A 16,311-nucleotide genomic window follows, 5' to 3' on the forward strand; every position below is an offset into this window, starting at 1 on the left:
GTGGTTGATCTCGTGGAAGAAGCATGCGCGCTTTTTCTCACGGTTGTTTTTTAACAGTGATAAAGTGATGTCGGACCATATCAGCCCGGTGGCGAATGAGACAACCAAAAATATATGGGGGTCTTAATTTGGTTTTATTATAAAACATGTGTTTGGCATGGTCCGATTTGTTTAGCAAATAAAATCAGGCATATACTCTTTTTTCAGAGGCGTTCTTATTGGTCTTTACTGTGAAGATTATAATTGCACTATGACTCTTTCTATAAGAATGTGTCATCCTACGATTATGCCTATTTGAGCTGTTTGATTGGGCAGTCAATGTATAGGGAGGGGTGGCTGATGAGCTGGAAAGATTGTAAACTTTGTTTGAAATTTGCCATAGGGTTTGGCTCAGTTCTTATCCTGCTCGTGGGGTTGGGGATTTGGGCTACAGTTGGTATTGAGAGTATTGTCGGTAATGCCGAGGAGGTTATTGCCGGAAACAAGCTGCGCGGGAACTTTACCCAAAAAGTTGTCGACCACCTGAAATGGGCGGAAAAGGTCAATGAGTTGTTGACCAATACGGATATTCATACCTTGAACGTCCAGACAGATCCCACCAAATGCGCTTTTGGTAAATGGTACTACAGTGACGCCAGAAAAGAGGCGGAAAAACTGGTGCCGGCGATCATACCCCTGCTTGCAAAGATCGAGTCCTATCATAACAAGTTGCATACATCTGCCATAGACATCAGTGATAAATATGCTCCTGCAGACGTGGAATTGGGCAGTTTTTTACGGGACAAAAAGCTTGATCACTTGAATTGGATGGGGAAGATCAAGGACGCGCTTATTGATCCCAACGTCTATGAGACCGGCGTACAGACCGATCCGCATAAGTGCGGGCTCGGCAAATGGCTCTATTCCGACGAAGTTTCCCACCGCATGCAGGTAGACCCTGAATTTGCCGCGGCCATCAAGGCCATCTATGAACCGCATGCATCCCTCCATGATTCCGCTACCGAGATTGATACGCTGCTGCAAAAAGGTGATCGTGATGAAGCACGCAAGTGGTTCCGTGATGTTACGGCTGATCTGGCCATAGAAACGTTGGCAGCCATTGATGGCGTGCTCATTCTCAATGACAACCGCCAAATGGGTTTTGACGAGGCCATGAGCATCTACTCACAGGTGACCATGCCCGCCCTCAATGAAGTGCAGTCCATTCTCAACGAGAGCATGGACGTCATCAGTGAGAACATCATGACCGATCAACAAATGCTTGATGCCGCGGACGAAACCTTGACCGGCATGATGATTTTCAGTGTCATATCCGTCTTTGTGGGAATCCTGCTCGCATGGCTCATTGCTCGCGGTATCATCGGTCCTCTCAGAAAGGGCATGGATTTCGCGGAAATTGTGTCTTCCGGTGACCTGACCGCTACGGTTGATCTGAACCAGAACGATGAGGTCGGGCAGCTTGCCCGCTCCCTTACGGAGATGGCGGACAAACTCAAAATTGTTGTCAGCGATGTCAACAGTTCCACGGACAGTGTTTCCTCGGGCAGTGAAGAGCTGTCCGCATCGGCCCAGTCCCTGTCTCAATCCGTTGTTGAGCAGGCCGCATCCATTGAGCAGATATCCGCCTCGGTGGAAGAAATGAGTGCCGGGGTTCGGTCCAATGCGGAAAGTGCGAAGCAAACCGAGGTCATCGCCACCAAGGCCGCCAAGCGGGCCAAGCAGAGTGGGGAGGCCGTGACCGAGGCAATGGACGCGTTACGGGCCATTGCCGAGCGCATCACCATTATTCAGGACATTGCCCGTCAGACCAATCTGCTGGCGTTGAATGCCGCCATCGAAGCGGCGCGTGCCGGTGAACATGGCAAGGGCTTTGCCGTGGTTGCTGCCGAAGTGCGCAAGCTGGCCGAACGGAGCGGACAGGCTGCCGAAGAAATCAGCGGGCTGTCAGAGTCTTCGTTGGGAGTGGCTGACAGAGCCGGACAGATGCTTGTGGAATTGGTCCCCGATATCGGTAAGACCGCGGAGCTCATTCAGGAGATAGCCTCCAGCAGTATTGAGCAGGACAAGGGTGTCTCCGGGATCAGCTCATCGGTCGATCAACTTGATGTCGTAGTGCAGACCAATGCGTCCGCTTCCGAGGAAATGGCGTCCACGGCCGAGGAGCTTTCCGCTCAGGCCCAGAATCTGGCCGAGGCCATGACCTTTTTCAAGGTCGGGCAGAATGGGAATAGCTCCACTCGGGTGGTCTCCAACAGGCCGTCCAGTAAGCCGTTGTCCTCAGGCACCCAAAGCCAGGCGCTGCCTTCAGGTATAGATATGGAAATGGATGATGACGGCAGCTTTGAACGATTCTGATACACACGACAGCAGTGAATAACTTAAAGACGCTCTCGATCGAGGGCGTCTTTTTTTATGAGGCATGTTCGGTCGAATCGTTGTAGGAGCGGCTTATTGCGTGTGGTTCGGGGCAGAGGGCGAGTCGGCCTTGACCGGAACCCAGTGCTTGAGATTGTATTTGATAAGCAGATAGTTCAACTGGCCGGACACGCGCATGGTGGCAAGGCCCTTGTCGATGGCCGTGACCAGGAGTTTGGAGCGGAGCGGGTTGGCCGGGGATATGGCGAAATAGAGTTGTTCGGGGTCATCCACGCAGCCGGCAAAGAAGACCTGATCAAGCAGTTGGTTGGTTTGAATGTAATAATCCACCACGGCCTGATTGCCGGGCAGGGCCTGGATGCGATCTTCTTTGAGCATGGACACCAGTCGGGGAAAGGCGTCGTTTCCATGCAGGGAGTAAAAAAGGTGTGGTTTGCGTCTGACTTTTTCCAGAAACCAGTCGCGATAGCCATAGCCCTGAACCAGGCCGGTTTTGACCGTATCCAGTGAATCAGGGCCGGTGAACTTCCAGTCCGGGCGGTTGGTATAGAAGCACATGGCGTTTTTGCCCAATGTCTGTGTGGAAAAGATGAAGTCCGGTGTTTCTTCCTTGCTCTTGCTTATGGTGATGTCTGCATGCCCGTTGCGCATATCGTCCAGAGCGCGCTGCCAGGGCAGCTCTTTGTATTCAACGGTCCATCCTTTGGGTTCGAAAATGGCCCGGAGGACGTCTACGGCATACCCTTCGTCCCTGGTGCCGTTTTCGCCGTAGTACGGCATCCATTGATCAGAGACCACAACCAGAGTGCTCTGCGCCATGGCTGAAAAGCTCATGAGCGAGCAAAGGATCAGGATTGAAAATAGCGCAGCAATCGTTCCATACATGATATAAATCCTTGAAGGTATCTATATCTGTTCATTAGTAGCAAAAGCAAGTAAAAACCAATTCAATCTTGCGAGTTACTTCACAACAAGAACCGGTATATCAGTGGTATGGAGAACCTTGTGTGTGGCCGACCCAAGGATGAGTCCTTCGAAATCGGACTTGCCCCTGGAGCCCATGACAATGATATCGCATTTTTCCACTTCAGCCACGTTGCAGATGACCTCGGCGACCTTGCCGCCCACAATCAGCTCTGTGACCTGGGCGTTGGTTGCCGAGAGCTTGGCGCGATAGTGAGCCATTATGTTCTCGGCTTCCTTGTTCAGGTATTCCAGCAGTTCAATGGCGTTGGGTTCTCCGAGGCCGGTGGGTACTGTCTTGCGGACATGGAGCAGCACAACGGATATGTTGGCGTCGCCTGCGAGTTCCATGGCCATTTCCGTGGCAGTGTCCGAGTGGCGTGAGCCATCCACAGGAAGGAGAATGCGGGTGATCTTCATGATGCCCCTCCTCATTTTATTTGTTCACATGTTTTTTTCGGTAGAGACCTCAACATGAGTATACATGAATATGAGGAGTGATGGCAATGGCCCGGAAGAGAGAGGGCTAAATGAGCTCCATGTAGGACAGCAGATCGTTGATGGAGGCGTCTCGGGATTGATCGGCCGGGGTGTCCTTTTCAGGGATCAGATTTTCAATGATCGTGGTTCTGGCCGTGTCTCGAATAACGCCGAATGCGCGGAAGAATGCTTCGTCTTCACTGTTGCGAAAGATGATTCCGGTGCAGGCGCCGAGGCCGCCGCCCATCATGTATTTGGTGTAGGCGTAGATAATGCGCCGTTTCCAGCCGGCTTTTTCGGTAAAGGGAAATCCCAACCCGGTGACCAGAGAGTATATTCGCTTCTGGTGATCCACCCAGGCCATGCGTGCGGCCATGGAGCCGAAGGTCATGGGTTTGCTCGAAATGGAGAGGACCACATCGGGCTTGATGCGGTACAAAATCTGTTTGATCTGGGACATGGAGGTCAGATCGGCCAGGGGAGAAAACTTTCCACGGGTCAATGGGTAGGTGGCGGACTCTGTACCGAGTTCCTTCAATCCGGTCAGTACCTCTTCGTCCGCAGGCGGCGCCAGGGTGTGGACCTCGTGGCCCAGTTCAACCATGCGCTCAAGCAGCAGCCCTTGATCAGCGAGCAGGGAGTGCGCGCTCCCGTGAATGACAGCAATTTTCATATGGATCATCTAGCAGAAGGGCGTTCATTTGGGAATGGGGGTGTGGAGGGCGGCAAAAAAAATCCCCCTGTCAGCAGGCCGACAGGGGAATTGGGGAGTGCATGGATCTATTGCATGGCTTTCTGCACGGCGGATTTCTGACCCGAAACAACGACCATGTTCCGGCCGTTGTTCTTGGCCTGATAGAGCGCCTTGTCCGCCTTGAAGATGAGATCATCGTCCGCGGAGAGTGCGCCGCCTTCGACCGAGGCCACGCCGATGGAGGCGGTGACCGAGAAATCCTGATTGTCAAAGTGGAACTTGCAGTCAGCGATGTTTTTTCGAACACGTTCGGCGAGTTTCCAGGCCGCTTCCTCGGAGGTGTGAGGGAGCAGCACCACGAATTCTTCGCCGCCGTATCGGGCTGCGAGGTCGGTGGTACGGAATGTCTTTGTCAGAATTTCGCCGACCTTCTGAAGCACCATGTCACCGGCTATGTGGCCGTATGTGTCGTTCACGGACTTGAAGTGGTCGAGGTCCACCATGAGCAGGGAGAGGTCATGATTGTAGCGACGGCGACGCTTGATTTCGTATACAAGGCGTTCATCAAAGGAGTGGCGGTTGTAAATACGGGTCAGCCCGTCGCGGTCGGCGCGGAGCTTGACCTCCTTGAACGTCATGGCGTTGCGCAGGGCGAGGCCGAGGTGGTTCACGGCGGACCGGAATGTTTCCACCTGATCTTTGCCCAGTCGATACCCTGATTCGCACAACAGGGCGAGACAACCAAAGGTCTCGTTTCCGGCTGTGAGCGGCATGGTCACGAGCTTGCCGTCCTTGGGCGAGAGCGAATACTCGGGACGACGCACGGAATCGGTGTGCAGGATCTGGAATCCGTTCACCGGGCCGCTGCCCATGGCTCCGGCAGAGGCCATGATGTTTTCCACCCAGGCGGATTCGATTTCAGGTGACATTGATCCGTTGAGAAATATTTCAACATCTGCCACGTCGGATTCATGGTGTTTCCAGAACGCGGCATGCAGCATCTTGATGGGCAGGACGAGATTGAGGGTTTCCTTGGCATTGGCCAGGATAGTGGCAGGCTCAAGAGACTCTGTGGCTGAGGCCAGGATCTTGTTCAGGAACATAAGCTGATCGGTCTTGCGTGCCAACAGCTCGCGTTCAAGCATGATCTCTTCCGTCATCCGATAGATGTCGGAGTACATGCTGGTGACTTCCTTGGCCCGGAACATCACATCCTGAATCTTGGGCTTGGTCAGCGGCGTGCGGACCACGGTGAGGAATCCTTCTGCCAACACCTGATCCATGGACAGGGCGGAATCCTGCTTGTCCTGAATCAGAATGCGTTGGGTGGAATCCTGGTTGCGGTATTCGGCCTTGTGGTTTTCAGGAAAGTTACTCCACACGGACAAGGGAATCCAGGCCGCGGAAGGCTTCTCGTTCTGCTGTATTTCCCTGGCCAGAGGCAGGGAGCCCGCAGGGAAATTCTTGATGTGAAAACCGGGCCCCACGCCCTCTTCGATCTGCTCCTTGAGCTTCTCGTCGAGGCCGAGTCCCCACATGAGTTCGGGGCGTCGTCCCCGCTTCATAATCTGTTTCGCCATGGTTCCATGTCTCCCCTTGTCAAATCATTGACGGATTATGCCTCCGCACACGGTATTCAGCAAAATCGGGGCCAAATCCGTTTTTGACGAGAACAGAGAGAGACTGGAGGCGTGGTGAACAATCATAGCCTTTCGAAATTGTGGAGAAAAAAAGAATGCGCATTCAGCCTGGCCGAGAACGGACAGGGAAAAAACTGCCTGGCGTTTTTTAGCCAACCCATTGACAAAAGGCATGAGAAACGGTTCTGACCTAAGGATGAAGAAAACAAAGCGCATCTGGGGGACGTTGGACCCGTTTTTTGAAGCCGGTCCAATCATGGGACGCAAAGTGGCCAACACCACATTCCTGCATGCGCTGCTTGCAGCCGACCCCATGGACGAATATCATTTTTTCCTTTCAGGTCAGCGGGAAATGCGTGATTTGAAACGGCATATCACCAAGCATGCACCCGATTTGATGCAGGCCGGGCGGGTCAAATTTCTGTTTCGTCGGGATGTGCCCCAGTCCTTGGCGACCGAAGCGTATTATTGTTTTCATCAGTCAGACTGCATCACCAGCCAGCCTTATATTGCCCGACTGCGCAATGCCTATAGCGAGCGGATATTCCCGGTCACCGGGGTCATCCACTCGCTGAGCTACACCAAGTACGGCAATGCTTTTCTGCGTCATCTGTGGCCGGGGACCACGCCCCGTGACGCCATTGCCTGTACCTCCAGCGCGGGCATGGAGAGTGTGGCAAAGTATTTCAACTGGCTGCGTCAGGGGTTCGGCCTGGACGCCACCACCCATCCTTCACCGGCGCTGACACGCATCCCTCTGGCCGTGAACCCGGAAGTGTTCGTGCCGGGGGAGGGCGCAGAGGGCGGGCCAGTCCGTTTGCTTGTGTTCGGCCGCATCTCTCATCATTCAAAGATGGACGTGGTGCCGCTCATCCGAGCCTTGCACCGGTTGATACAGGACGGCATGGACCCGTCGTCGGTAGAGCTTGTTCTGGCGGGTTGGGCATCGAAAGAGAGTGTGGTGCTGGAGACGTTGACCAACCTGGCCGCCAACGCGGGCATTACGTTGGAAGTGCATGTCTCTCCGAGCGAGGCCGAGAAGGTCCGGCTCTTCCAGTCCGCGGATGTGTTTGTATCCATCGCCGACAACCCGCAGGAGACGTTCGGCATCACCATGGTGGAAGCCGGGGCGTTCGGTTTGCCCGTGGTGGCATCGGACTATGATGGCTACCGCGATATAGTGGTCCACGGAACCACGGGGTTGCTGATCCCGACTATCGGCCCGGCCCGGACGCCGGACGTGGATGTAATGGCCCCTGTACTTTTCGACAACGAGTATCATCTCCAGCTGGCTCAGCGTACCGCTGTGGACGTGCCCGGACTGGCCAGGAACCTGAAGCTGCTCATCGAATCTCCGACCCTGCGACGGACCATGGGCGAGGCCGCCAGAAAGCGCGTTGAGCAGACCTTTTCGTGGACCGTGGTCATGGGGCAGTATGTGGCACTCTGGGACAGGCTGTGGGCTGAACCCGTGAAGCCTCACACGCTGCGAGACACCCCCCACCCCGTGGCGCCGCCGTTCGGGCAACTGTTCGGCCACTACACCAGCCAGACGCTCAACGACGCCCTTGTGCTCAAGGCCGGTCGCACCGGCGAAGCGTTCTATCGGGGCAGGGATTTCCCCAACCTCTATGCCGGGCTGCACTCGATCATTGACCTGGAACTCATCAAAAAGCTGGTATTCCTTGGTCGTAAGCCGATTACGCTGGCCTCTTTATTGTCCCGCATTGCCGACATGGCACCGCAGATGACCACCACTCAGATGGAAACCCATGTCCTGTGGGCATTGAAACATGACATCCTGGAACGTGTGGAGTGAGACGCGCCCAAAATCGGTTCACCACCTGGGGACCAGTGACGAGGGGCTTTTGCGTTTCAAGGGCAGGGAGTCCGCCGGCAACCTGTCTTCAGATCGCTGCTTCCTCTGCGACTGCGTTGGCAAGCACCGCCGGACACGGCAAATCCGGCCACTTTGTCCGCCGTTTATGCCGCCAAACCCAGGGGAATTGCCTCCTTCCATGATGAGAAAGAATAAAAAAACTCTCCATATGAGCAAAAAACAACTTGCCAAGCATCTCCCATTTCGGTAAATCCCACTTCTCGACAGCGTGCTCGGGTAGCTCAGTCGGTAGAGCAGGGGACTGAAAATCCCCGTGTCGGCAGTTCAATTCTGTCCCCGAGCACCACGCGAAATCAAGCCCTTACGAAGAATACTTCGTGAGGGCTTTTTCGTTGTTAGGTGTTTTGTCCTCACTCTGTCCCCACTTGGTTCCTTTTTTTATCTCCAATTTCGATTCATTGCCGTTGTCGCTGGCAAGTGGAAATACTCTAGGAGAGCAACTAAATCACAAGCAGCCATTCAATTGCTAAATAGTTCTAACAATCGTTCAGGCACTCCATAACTAGCAGAGAATAGAGCGTCTGGACGGTTTTCCCACTTTTTAATAAACGGCTTAACCCACTCTCCATTATTCATTTCCTGCACCTCAACGTCGAGAAATTCGCCGTCAGTTGAAAAAACTTCGACTCCAAAAATTTCAATACCAAAGTAATCGATTCGACTAAGAGCTTTCATAAAGTCGCTATGCGAAAAATGCTCTATGCACTCAATGTCGAATCCACTGTTTTTATTGACTAAGTCGTAAAAACGAGTTGTCGCATGAATGAATCATCATCTTCTTTACCTAGTAGGTTTAAATCTTTTGCGAGAGCCTGTATCCCGTCGATATAATTATATGTCCCAGAAAGGTTAATATACTTTTTATCTATCAAAAAGAGCGGTAAATCACATTGTTTCAACAGCAAAGGGACTACTTTTATCCTATGACCAGATATTTCTCGATTCAGTGCAATATTGAGTTCTCTCTTTACCCATTCAGATTTAACAGATGCACGAGAAAGAGAGACAGCTAAGTAGTCTGCTTCATGTATTCCCTCAGAAATCTTATCAATCAAAGAGTCACCGATTTTTATTTCTGCCTCATCTATCCATACTTTCGCACCGTACCTCATCAAATCGTTACCAATTTTACGGACGAGCGATTTGTCCTCTGAGGAATGACTCAAAAAAACGGACACTGTGTGGTTCTTATTCATTTCAACCTCTCTATTTTGTTATCTGGAATTAGCAATACCGAAGAAATGTGAACCTTTCCTCCCGCTTCAATGACAAGTAAACCACTAAAATAGAGGGGTTTTATTACGTCAGAGGTAGGGTTTTTTTATGCTGAACAGCATAATCACTCCTCTTCGACAGATCATTACTATGCAAAGCACTATTCTCGCACTTGTTCCGCAAGAATCTTCTTAGCCTCTCGTATGTCAATCTTCGCTCTATGGCCTTGTTTTTCCAGCAAGTGTAACAGGTTTGCCCCACTCAACAGCGATAGCGGTTTGCCCTTTGCAAACTCATAGGCATCCGGCCCATAGTCGGCAGTCGTGACAAGAATTCCTTTTGTTGCGCCTTCATTCATGGTGGTGCCGTAAAGATCACGGACAGCGGAAACGCCCACGGTATTGGTATAGCGTTTGGCCTGTATGACGATCTTCCCCCCACGTATCGGGTCAGGGTCAAAGGCGATAGCATCAACACCGCCGTCCTTACTGGCCTGAGTAACCTTTACTTCGCCGCCTGTTGTAGCAAACTCTTTCTCAAATATTTCACGGATAAGGTTTTCAAAGTCCTGCCAATCCATTGCCGCAAGGTTATCTTCTTCGCCTATCCCATCGGCAACATCATAAGCAGGCACAAAACGGCGGTCAGTCTTATCAATGCTAATAATGGGAGCAACGGGAGACAATGAGATAAGCTTACTACTACCCACGCCCTTGAGCTTTTTAAAACAGGCTTTCGGGTCGACCCTGCCCAAATCAATCTCCCAAAACTCATCTTTACCAGCCTGCAATGACATAATACAGGAATTAACATCCTGTCCGGTTGCCTTATCCACGGCATCCACCCAGCCATTGAAAACAACAACCTCCAAACCGCCCACGGTATCGGCCTCGTAAAGCTCATGCACAGTACGCAGAGCTATTTGATAAAGCGCATTGTCATACAGCTTATTCAATGCAGCTTTTGAAATTTGGGTACTGGTAAAATCGTCACGGGTTGCAATGTATTTGACGGCCTTGGTTGTCGGCATGGCTTCGAGGTTTGGCAACGAATAATCGACAATGAGCATTTTTTGCTCGGCATTATATTCCAAATCCCATTCCTGCGGAAAGGATTCAGGGTATTCAGAATTTGCCAAAACCATTTCACAGTAATCAGAAATAGCAGCAGACTCACCTTCACTATATTTCTTTTGTTGGGCTTTCACCGCGTTATTGTTTGCTTCCTGCTTATCCTTGAACGCCTGACGGTCCTTTTCCCACTTGGTATACGCTTTTTTAAACTTTGTTTTCTTGCCGTTGTTTTCTTTCTCTGCTTCCTGACTTAGCTTCTCCCACGCTGCGTAGTCACCTTCAAACCGATTATCAGCCATGCTGATTTTCTTTTTTTTGGCCCCCGGTATAATCTTATCTAAAAACCATATATCAGCTTTATATTCTTCTCTCTTTGGAGGTTCAGGAACCTTTCTCAACTCTGGCTTTATGGGTGCTGCCACAGCATAAGAACCATTAGAAATCAAAGTATTCCAATCAATCGCATCATCAACAAGCAAAGTATGCGCCAAAATACCTTCTACCTTTGCAATTGCTCCCTCGGCGTCCTTTGTTTTATCAAGAGCAAGGGTTTTCTTTTCTTCCTTGCTCTCCATGGCGGCCTCTCTTTCAGCTTTCCGCTTGGCAGCAGCCTCCTTTTTCGCCCACATTTCATCCCAAGTCGCTAATTGGGCATCTGCTTTCTGCTCAACAACGGCACGATCTCTTCCTTTAATCTTACGATATTTATTTAACGGCTGGTGCCTAACTTCGATTGACCACATGGTAGAATTGCCCCCTTGCCCTTGCATAGCCGCCTTCATCAAAAGCCCTAAAACAGACCGTCTTCTAGCCATACGAAACTCACGGGTTAATAAATTCAATTACAATAACGTTTAAAGAAGTCTCATTATCAAACGAAACCTCATTACCATCATCGTTCACATATCGTCCATCTTCATTTTTGAAAACGACAACAAAGCCGGGGCCGCAATCGGCGGCCCTCGACTTTTCGAGTATATGTAAACGCGCTTTTAACTAATTCACTGTAAAGGCTTTTTCGTTTGTGGAGGATTTTGCGGGTGTATGCTCGGAATCCGTTTTGATCTTGGACGAGGGCGGTGATGGTTCGGAAAAGAAAATTCATGAACGCTTGCGCAGGTATTCATTTGTTGACGAGGCTGTGATACGACCAACACTGTTTATGGATAGTGTTTTGTGTTTTTTGATCAATACCAATCAAGGAAGAAGTCATGGCCAATTTTTTGTTTGTGCTCAGCAAGGATGACAATGAAGCTGCAACGCGGTGCTTTCAGTTTGCCAAGATTGCACATGGAAAGGGGCATCATGTTGATCTGTTTTTCATTGACGGTGGTGTCGAGTGGGCCGTTTCTGGCCGGGATTTAAGCACGAAGACGACCACTGGAGATTGTCCGCAGGATTATCTGCCGTATCTGGTGGAAAATGAAGTGAAGGGCGGCGTGTGCACGCCGTGCGCCAATAATCGCTCCTTGGATGAGGCTGATTTTCACTCCAATATGCAATTGGATGGCGGGCCGCATCTGATCGATATGGCAGCGGAGGCAAAAGTCTTCAATTTTTAAGTAAGCGGATTCCCGCCGGATACGTCAAATTACAGGTCGATGCTGTGCGCATTGGCCTTTTTTTGTTGCTATTTCTTCAAATACGCCGAGATGAAGACGAGGGCATTTCCCGTGGATTGTGCGCGCCGGTACATGCCCAGGCGGCCTCGCCCTCTCCGCGCAGGCCGTGTCTCTGAGGTTTCAGCCCTGACAAACCACTCCATCGAGACTGCCTTCTACGGCAGAACTGCTGCCAATTCTGTTTCAGATAGCAGGCCGTTCGGACGGCTTGTTTCGTTGCGGCGTGTCGTCCGGGTTTTCCAGATTTTCAGAAAAACACAGCGGAGGCGAAGTCTTCCGAAAGAGGTGGTGTCGAATCCGGGAGAGAGGGCCTTCTCATCGGCCTGGATACGGTGGGGACGGTTTTCTATCCGGTGTTCAGGCAGGAAGGGGAATCCGGATTCTGGAGCGTTTTGGCGTGTCTGGAAAACATGGACACTTGTTTTGATAACAAAGTGGTGGTGTTCCTTAGTATCTGAAATTATTGTGATTAATTTGTTTGAGCGTTTTGGCATGTTTCTTCCAAGAAGGCATTTTGTACAGAATCCTGAAGGTGCTGGGACATATCATTTCCTAGCATGCGAGGGCTCCCGAAGAGTCATACGGAGAGCCTGAGTGAATTTCGACAGAGAAGGCCCGGTCGAGGTGATGCTGATATCACCGCGCAGGATGGCCTTTTGTAAGAATAATCGTGGTTTCGTTTATCTGATTGAAATTTGAAATATCATTCTTTCTTTACCCGGCAACACCGCTTGGAGTTCTCTGGATGCAAAATATAAGCAGGCTTCTTGAGTCTGGAAATTCTATCACGGCCCATGTCCAAGGCGGACAGCGTCCTCATGGAGTCGTTACGTTATCGGGAGCCAAGAATGCGGCAACCCGTATGTTGGCAGCGACTACGCTAACGGATGAGCCCGTTGTACTGACCAATTTCCCCACTGCACTCGTCGATGTAAGACATAAAGTGCGCTTTATGCGTAATGCCGGTGCTGTGGTCGAGATAAATGACGCTTCGGCCACCCTGACGGCCCAGTCCGACGGGTATGGCGAAGCGACGTTTGCCATGGCAAACGGTCTCTTCCCAATCCGTACCACCTATCTTCTGGTTGCAGGACAGATTCGCACGTCCGGCAGAGCGCGCATTCCATATCCGGGAGGCTGCAAAATAGGTAGCCGTGGGTATGATCTGCACCTTATGGTCTGGCGTGCTCTTGGTTGCGAGGTCAATGAAAAGCCCGAATATATAGAAGTGATCGGGAATGGCTTTACAGGGGATCGCATCAACTTTCCGATTTCGACCGTGGGGGGCACGGAAAACGCGTTGATGTGCGCCTCCATTGCCGAAGGCACCACGGAAATAGTCAATGCCTACATTACGCCGGAAATTGAGGATTTGATCGAACTGCTGCGCCGTATGGGCGCAGAGATCGAGATTTTCGGCAATAGTCTGATCAAGGTCCACGGGCAGAAAATATTGAGCGGCGCTCGAATGGCTGTCATGTCGGACCGTATCGAGGCGTTAACATGGATCGTCTATGCCATCATGTCCGGCGGTGAAATCCGCATCGACAATGTGCCGTTCGAATCCATGGAAGTCCCCTTGATCCACATAGAGGAAGCGGGTGTCGATTTGATGAAAAGCAGAACATCAATCTATGTCCACCCGGACTGCCTGTTAGCCGGCTCTGTGCAGCCTTTTGAACTGGCGTGTGGAACACATCCCGGAGTCATTTCCGACATGCAACCGTTCTTCGCTCTCCTTGGCCTTGTCGCCAATGGGACATCACGCATTTTTGATTATCGGTATCCTGAGCGCATCGGTTGCGTGAGGGAGCTCGCCAAAATGTGCGGGGAAGGCAGAATCCTCGGGGACGTTGGCAGGATAACGACCCATGGCGCGGCTCGCTTGAAGGGCACGCGCGTCAAGTCGACGGATCTCAGAGGCAGTATGGCCCTTGTTATGGCGGGGCTGTGTGCCGAAGGCGATACTGTTGTCGAGGATGTCCATATGGCTTTGCGCGGATACAACGGTCTCGTCGAAAAGCTCATGGGGCTTGGCGTGCTGATCGAAGTGAGAGAATCATGATGAACAGCTACGCTCTTGTTTCCGACCTCAAAAAGAGGCTGCCGTCATATTGCGTCCAGGAAGATGTGCCCTTGTCACGGTTGAGTACATGGAAAATAGGCGGAACCGCTGATGTCCTTGTTTCTCCTGAGACGATAGACGATGTGTCGTCGGTTAAACGATACGCCTTTGAACACGGTGTCCCGATCGTCGTGATCGGCGGCGGCTCCAATATCCTTTTTGATGACGCCGGTTTTCGCGGTGTCGTGTTGCGTATTGGGCAAGGACTCTCTGATTTCACCATAAGTGAGCGCGGATTCGTTCACGCTGGCGCGGGTGTATGGACGCCTTCTTTTGTCTATCGTGTGGCGCGTGCGGGCTTTTCAGGTTGCACCCACGCCATAGGCATTCCTGGTACGCTGGGAGGGCTTGTGGTCATGAATGGCGGGACAAGCCGAAAGGGCATCGGCGATCACCTTGTTGAAGTGACGGTCGTCAGAGATAACGGCGAAATCGTACGACTGACGCAGGCTGAGTGCGCTTTTGAATACCGGTCTTCGGCTCTGCAAAAAGCAGATGGAGTCGTTGTTGCCGCTTCGTTTCAATATGAAAAGGCGGACAAGGCCGAACTCCGACAGGAGATGCTGAAAACGCTTCGAGGTCGCAACAGGAAATTTCCGCGCAAGCAGCCGAATTGCGGTTCTGTCTTCCTCAGCAACCCAAAGCTGTATCAAATGATAGGTCCTCCCGGAAAAGTGATCGAGGAGGCGGGGCTGAAAGGAGAACACTGCGGCGCCGCTCAGATTTCAAGAATGCATGCCAATTTTATCATCAATACGGGTGGAGCCACTTCGGCTGATACGTTGCGTTTGATTGCTCAAGTCCGTGCAGCTGTGTTTTCAAACACAGGGCATCTGCTGGAATGTGAAGTCAGACATCTTCTCCCTTCCGGACGTATGCAACCCGCCCACAAAAGCGCGGAACAATTTTTTCCATATGCGTGAACTCGCATTTCAATTCCTTACGGTCCTTACAAGCCGTGGTCTTCAAAGATGCTTGAACGCCGCGACCATCTTCATTCTTGCCCGGATGATATCGGTCGAAGAGTACGGCGCGTACGGCCTGTTTATTACGACGATCATGCTTGCCTGCGCACTTGGTTCCTGTGGCTTGAGACAGGCCATCGCCTACTTCGTCGGGCGCGGTCAGGTGCCGGAAGGGGAGGTCGTGGCTGGTGGGATCGCCCTGGTGGCACCGTTGACCCTTGTCTCGGCTGTCGGCGCTGCCATATGGCTCACGGTTTCAAACGCCGGGGGAACGACTGCATGGGAGATACCGATTGTCTGCGCGGTACTGGGGCTGATGCTTATGCAGGTGGCGCAAGGAAGGAACCTGGGCCTCGGAGAGATCTCGTTTTTCAATCTCTATGAGACAGCCCCCTTTGCGCTCATGCTCTTCGGCATAGCGCTTGTGTGGGGGCTTGGAAAACAACGTCTGGATATCGTCGTTGAAGTTGTCGGGTTTGCCTATTTATTTGTCGGCGTCGTTGCGATTGTACGTACGCTGCGCGAGAAGCGAGGCAGGTTGATATTTACGCAAAAAGCCTCCTTTGGTCTCATGCGACAGGGGTTGCCTTATGCTCTGGCTATCTCTTTGGCGTTAGGTAACAACTCGGCCAGTCTGTATCTCTTAAGTTTCAAGGGGCTGGCACAGGAAGCGGGTTATTTTTTCATGTCATGGCAGATGTATAATTCTCTTCTCAGCATTATAAATGCCATTGGTATTGTCTTTTTTTCTCACGGGGCCCGGTCCAAGGATCCCAGGCAGGCCCTCTCCGAAGTCGCTCGACTGACCAGTCTGCTGCTTTGGCTTGTTTTGTTGACAGGTCTTGTCGGCGCTCTGTTAACACCCTGGATGGTTCCGCTGATCCTTGGATCGCAATATGAGCCGGTGGTCGTGTATATTGCGATCCTGCTCTGTTTCATGCCGATCGCGAGCCTGACACGCATTCTCTATCCGACCCTGGGCGGGATCGGGCTTCCTTATCTGAGCATGTTTCTGCTCATCCCGGCCTTGATCGTCAACGTTACATTAAGCTGGTTCCTGATCGACGTTATCGGGATAATGGGGAGTTTCGTCGCCCTGATTGTAAGTCAGACAGTCATGGTCAGCGGCTATCTGATTGTCATCAAAATCAAATTCGGCCTTTCCCCATGGCTCTTTATTATTCCCCAGCGCAAGGACCTGGACAAGGTCGTGTCCAAGACATTGAGAACGTTGAAGTTTGCCAGAGGGGAGGGGTGA

General features: G+C 51.7%; 14 protein-coding genes and 1 tRNA gene. 7 read left to right on the forward strand and 8 right to left on the reverse strand.

Annotated features, from left to right (window positions below):
* The first annotated feature begins 339 nt into the window (after window positions 1-339).
* On the forward strand, window positions 340-2,355 hold the full coding sequence (locus tag SRBAKS_RS11745) for a methyl-accepting chemotaxis protein (protein WP_229591085.1): 2,016 nt from the start codon (window positions 340-342) through the stop codon (window positions 2,353-2,355).
* 93 nt (window positions 2,356-2,448) lie between these two features.
* On the opposite strand, the gene SRBAKS_RS11750 is transcribed toward SRBAKS_RS11745, so the two are convergent.
* The 4 genes from SRBAKS_RS11750 to SRBAKS_RS11765 form a co-directional block, all read right to left on the reverse strand.
* Window positions 2,449-3,195 carry a substrate-binding periplasmic protein gene (locus SRBAKS_RS11750; RefSeq protein WP_229591086.1) on the reverse strand — a complete coding sequence of 249 codons (747 nt, stop codon included), beginning with the start codon at window positions 3,193-3,195 and terminating at the stop codon, window positions 2,449-2,451.
* A gap of 141 nt (window positions 3,196-3,336) precedes the next feature.
* Window positions 3,337-3,759 carry a universal stress protein gene (locus SRBAKS_RS11755; RefSeq protein WP_229591087.1) on the reverse strand — a complete coding sequence of 141 codons (423 nt, stop codon included), beginning with the start codon at window positions 3,757-3,759 and terminating at the stop codon, window positions 3,337-3,339.
* Window positions 3,760-3,865: 106 nt separating this feature from the next.
* Window positions 3,866-4,492 (reverse strand): glycosyltransferase, encoded by a 627-nt coding sequence (locus SRBAKS_RS11760; protein ID WP_229591088.1) that lies wholly within the window; start codon window positions 4,490-4,492, stop codon window positions 3,866-3,868.
* A 107-nt stretch (window positions 4,493-4,599) separates the two neighbouring features.
* Window positions 4,600-6,093, reverse strand: a complete 1,494-nt coding sequence (locus SRBAKS_RS11765; protein WP_229591089.1) for a sensor domain-containing diguanylate cyclase — start codon at window positions 6,091-6,093, stop codon at window positions 4,600-4,602.
* Window positions 6,094-6,349: 256 nt separating this feature from the next.
* Between SRBAKS_RS11765 and SRBAKS_RS11770 the strand changes: the two genes are divergently transcribed.
* The gene (locus SRBAKS_RS11770; protein ID WP_229591090.1) at window positions 6,350-7,972 is read left to right on the forward strand and encodes a glycosyltransferase family 4 protein; all 1,623 of its coding nucleotides are present in this window, start codon (window positions 6,350-6,352) and stop codon (window positions 7,970-7,972) included.
* A gap of 291 nt (window positions 7,973-8,263) precedes the next feature.
* Window positions 8,264-8,339: transfer RNA gene (locus SRBAKS_RS11775), tRNA-Phe, on the forward strand.
* Between the two features lie 173 nt (window positions 8,340-8,512).
* Here SRBAKS_RS11775 and SRBAKS_RS11780 read toward each other — a convergent pair.
* The 3 genes from SRBAKS_RS11780 to SRBAKS_RS11790 all read right to left on the reverse strand — a co-directional run bounded on the left by SRBAKS_RS11780 (window position 8,513) and on the right by SRBAKS_RS11790 (window position 11,156).
* On the reverse strand, window positions 8,513-8,728 hold the full coding sequence (locus tag SRBAKS_RS11780) for a hypothetical protein (RefSeq protein ID WP_229591091.1): 216 nt from the start codon (window positions 8,726-8,728) through the stop codon (window positions 8,513-8,515).
* Between the two features lie 59 nt (window positions 8,729-8,787).
* Window positions 8,788-9,249, reverse strand: coding sequence for a toll/interleukin-1 receptor domain-containing protein (locus SRBAKS_RS11785; protein WP_229591092.1), 462 nt, complete (start codon window positions 9,247-9,249; stop codon window positions 8,788-8,790).
* A 179-nt stretch (window positions 9,250-9,428) separates the two neighbouring features.
* A complete protein-coding gene (locus SRBAKS_RS11790; RefSeq protein ID WP_229591093.1) occupies window positions 9,429-11,156 on the reverse strand; it encodes a restriction endonuclease in 1,728 nt (575 codons plus the stop codon).
* A gap of 396 nt (window positions 11,157-11,552) precedes the next feature.
* Here SRBAKS_RS11790 and SRBAKS_RS11795 point away from each other — a divergent pair, with 396 nt between their 5' ends.
* Window positions 11,553-11,903, forward strand: coding sequence for a DsrE family protein (locus SRBAKS_RS11795; RefSeq protein WP_229591094.1), 351 nt, complete (start codon window positions 11,553-11,555; stop codon window positions 11,901-11,903).
* Window positions 11,904-12,118: 215 nt separating this feature from the next.
* Here the strand turns inward: SRBAKS_RS11795 and SRBAKS_RS11800 are convergent, their stop codons facing one another.
* Entirely contained in the window at window positions 12,119-12,457 is a 339-nt protein-coding gene (locus SRBAKS_RS11800; RefSeq protein ID WP_229591095.1) for a hypothetical protein, read from the reverse strand.
* 251 nt (window positions 12,458-12,708) lie between these two features.
* Here SRBAKS_RS11800 and SRBAKS_RS11805 point away from each other — a divergent pair, with 251 nt between their 5' ends.
* Genes SRBAKS_RS11805 through SRBAKS_RS11815 form a run of 3 tightly spaced genes read left to right on the forward strand, consistent with a single transcriptional unit; the run spans window position 12,709 to window position 16,311 of the window.
* Window positions 12,709-14,028 carry a UDP-N-acetylglucosamine 1-carboxyvinyltransferase gene (locus SRBAKS_RS11805; RefSeq protein ID WP_229591096.1) on the forward strand — a complete coding sequence of 440 codons (1,320 nt, stop codon included), beginning with the start codon at window positions 12,709-12,711 and terminating at the stop codon, window positions 14,026-14,028.
* Entirely contained in the window at window positions 14,028-15,011 is a 984-nt protein-coding gene (gene murB, locus SRBAKS_RS11810; protein WP_229596967.1) for a UDP-N-acetylmuramate dehydrogenase, read from the forward strand. The genes SRBAKS_RS11805 and murB overlap by 1 nt, the downstream gene beginning before the upstream one ends.
* On the forward strand, window positions 15,004-16,311 hold the full coding sequence (locus tag SRBAKS_RS11815) for a lipopolysaccharide biosynthesis protein (protein ID WP_229591097.1): 1,308 nt from the start codon (window positions 15,004-15,006) through the stop codon (window positions 16,309-16,311). The genes murB and SRBAKS_RS11815 overlap by 8 nt, the downstream gene beginning before the upstream one ends.

It is taken from the genome of Pseudodesulfovibrio sediminis (assembly GCF_020886695.1).
Lineage (GTDB): Bacteria > Desulfobacterota > Desulfovibrionia > Desulfovibrionales > Desulfovibrionaceae > Pseudodesulfovibrio > Pseudodesulfovibrio sediminis.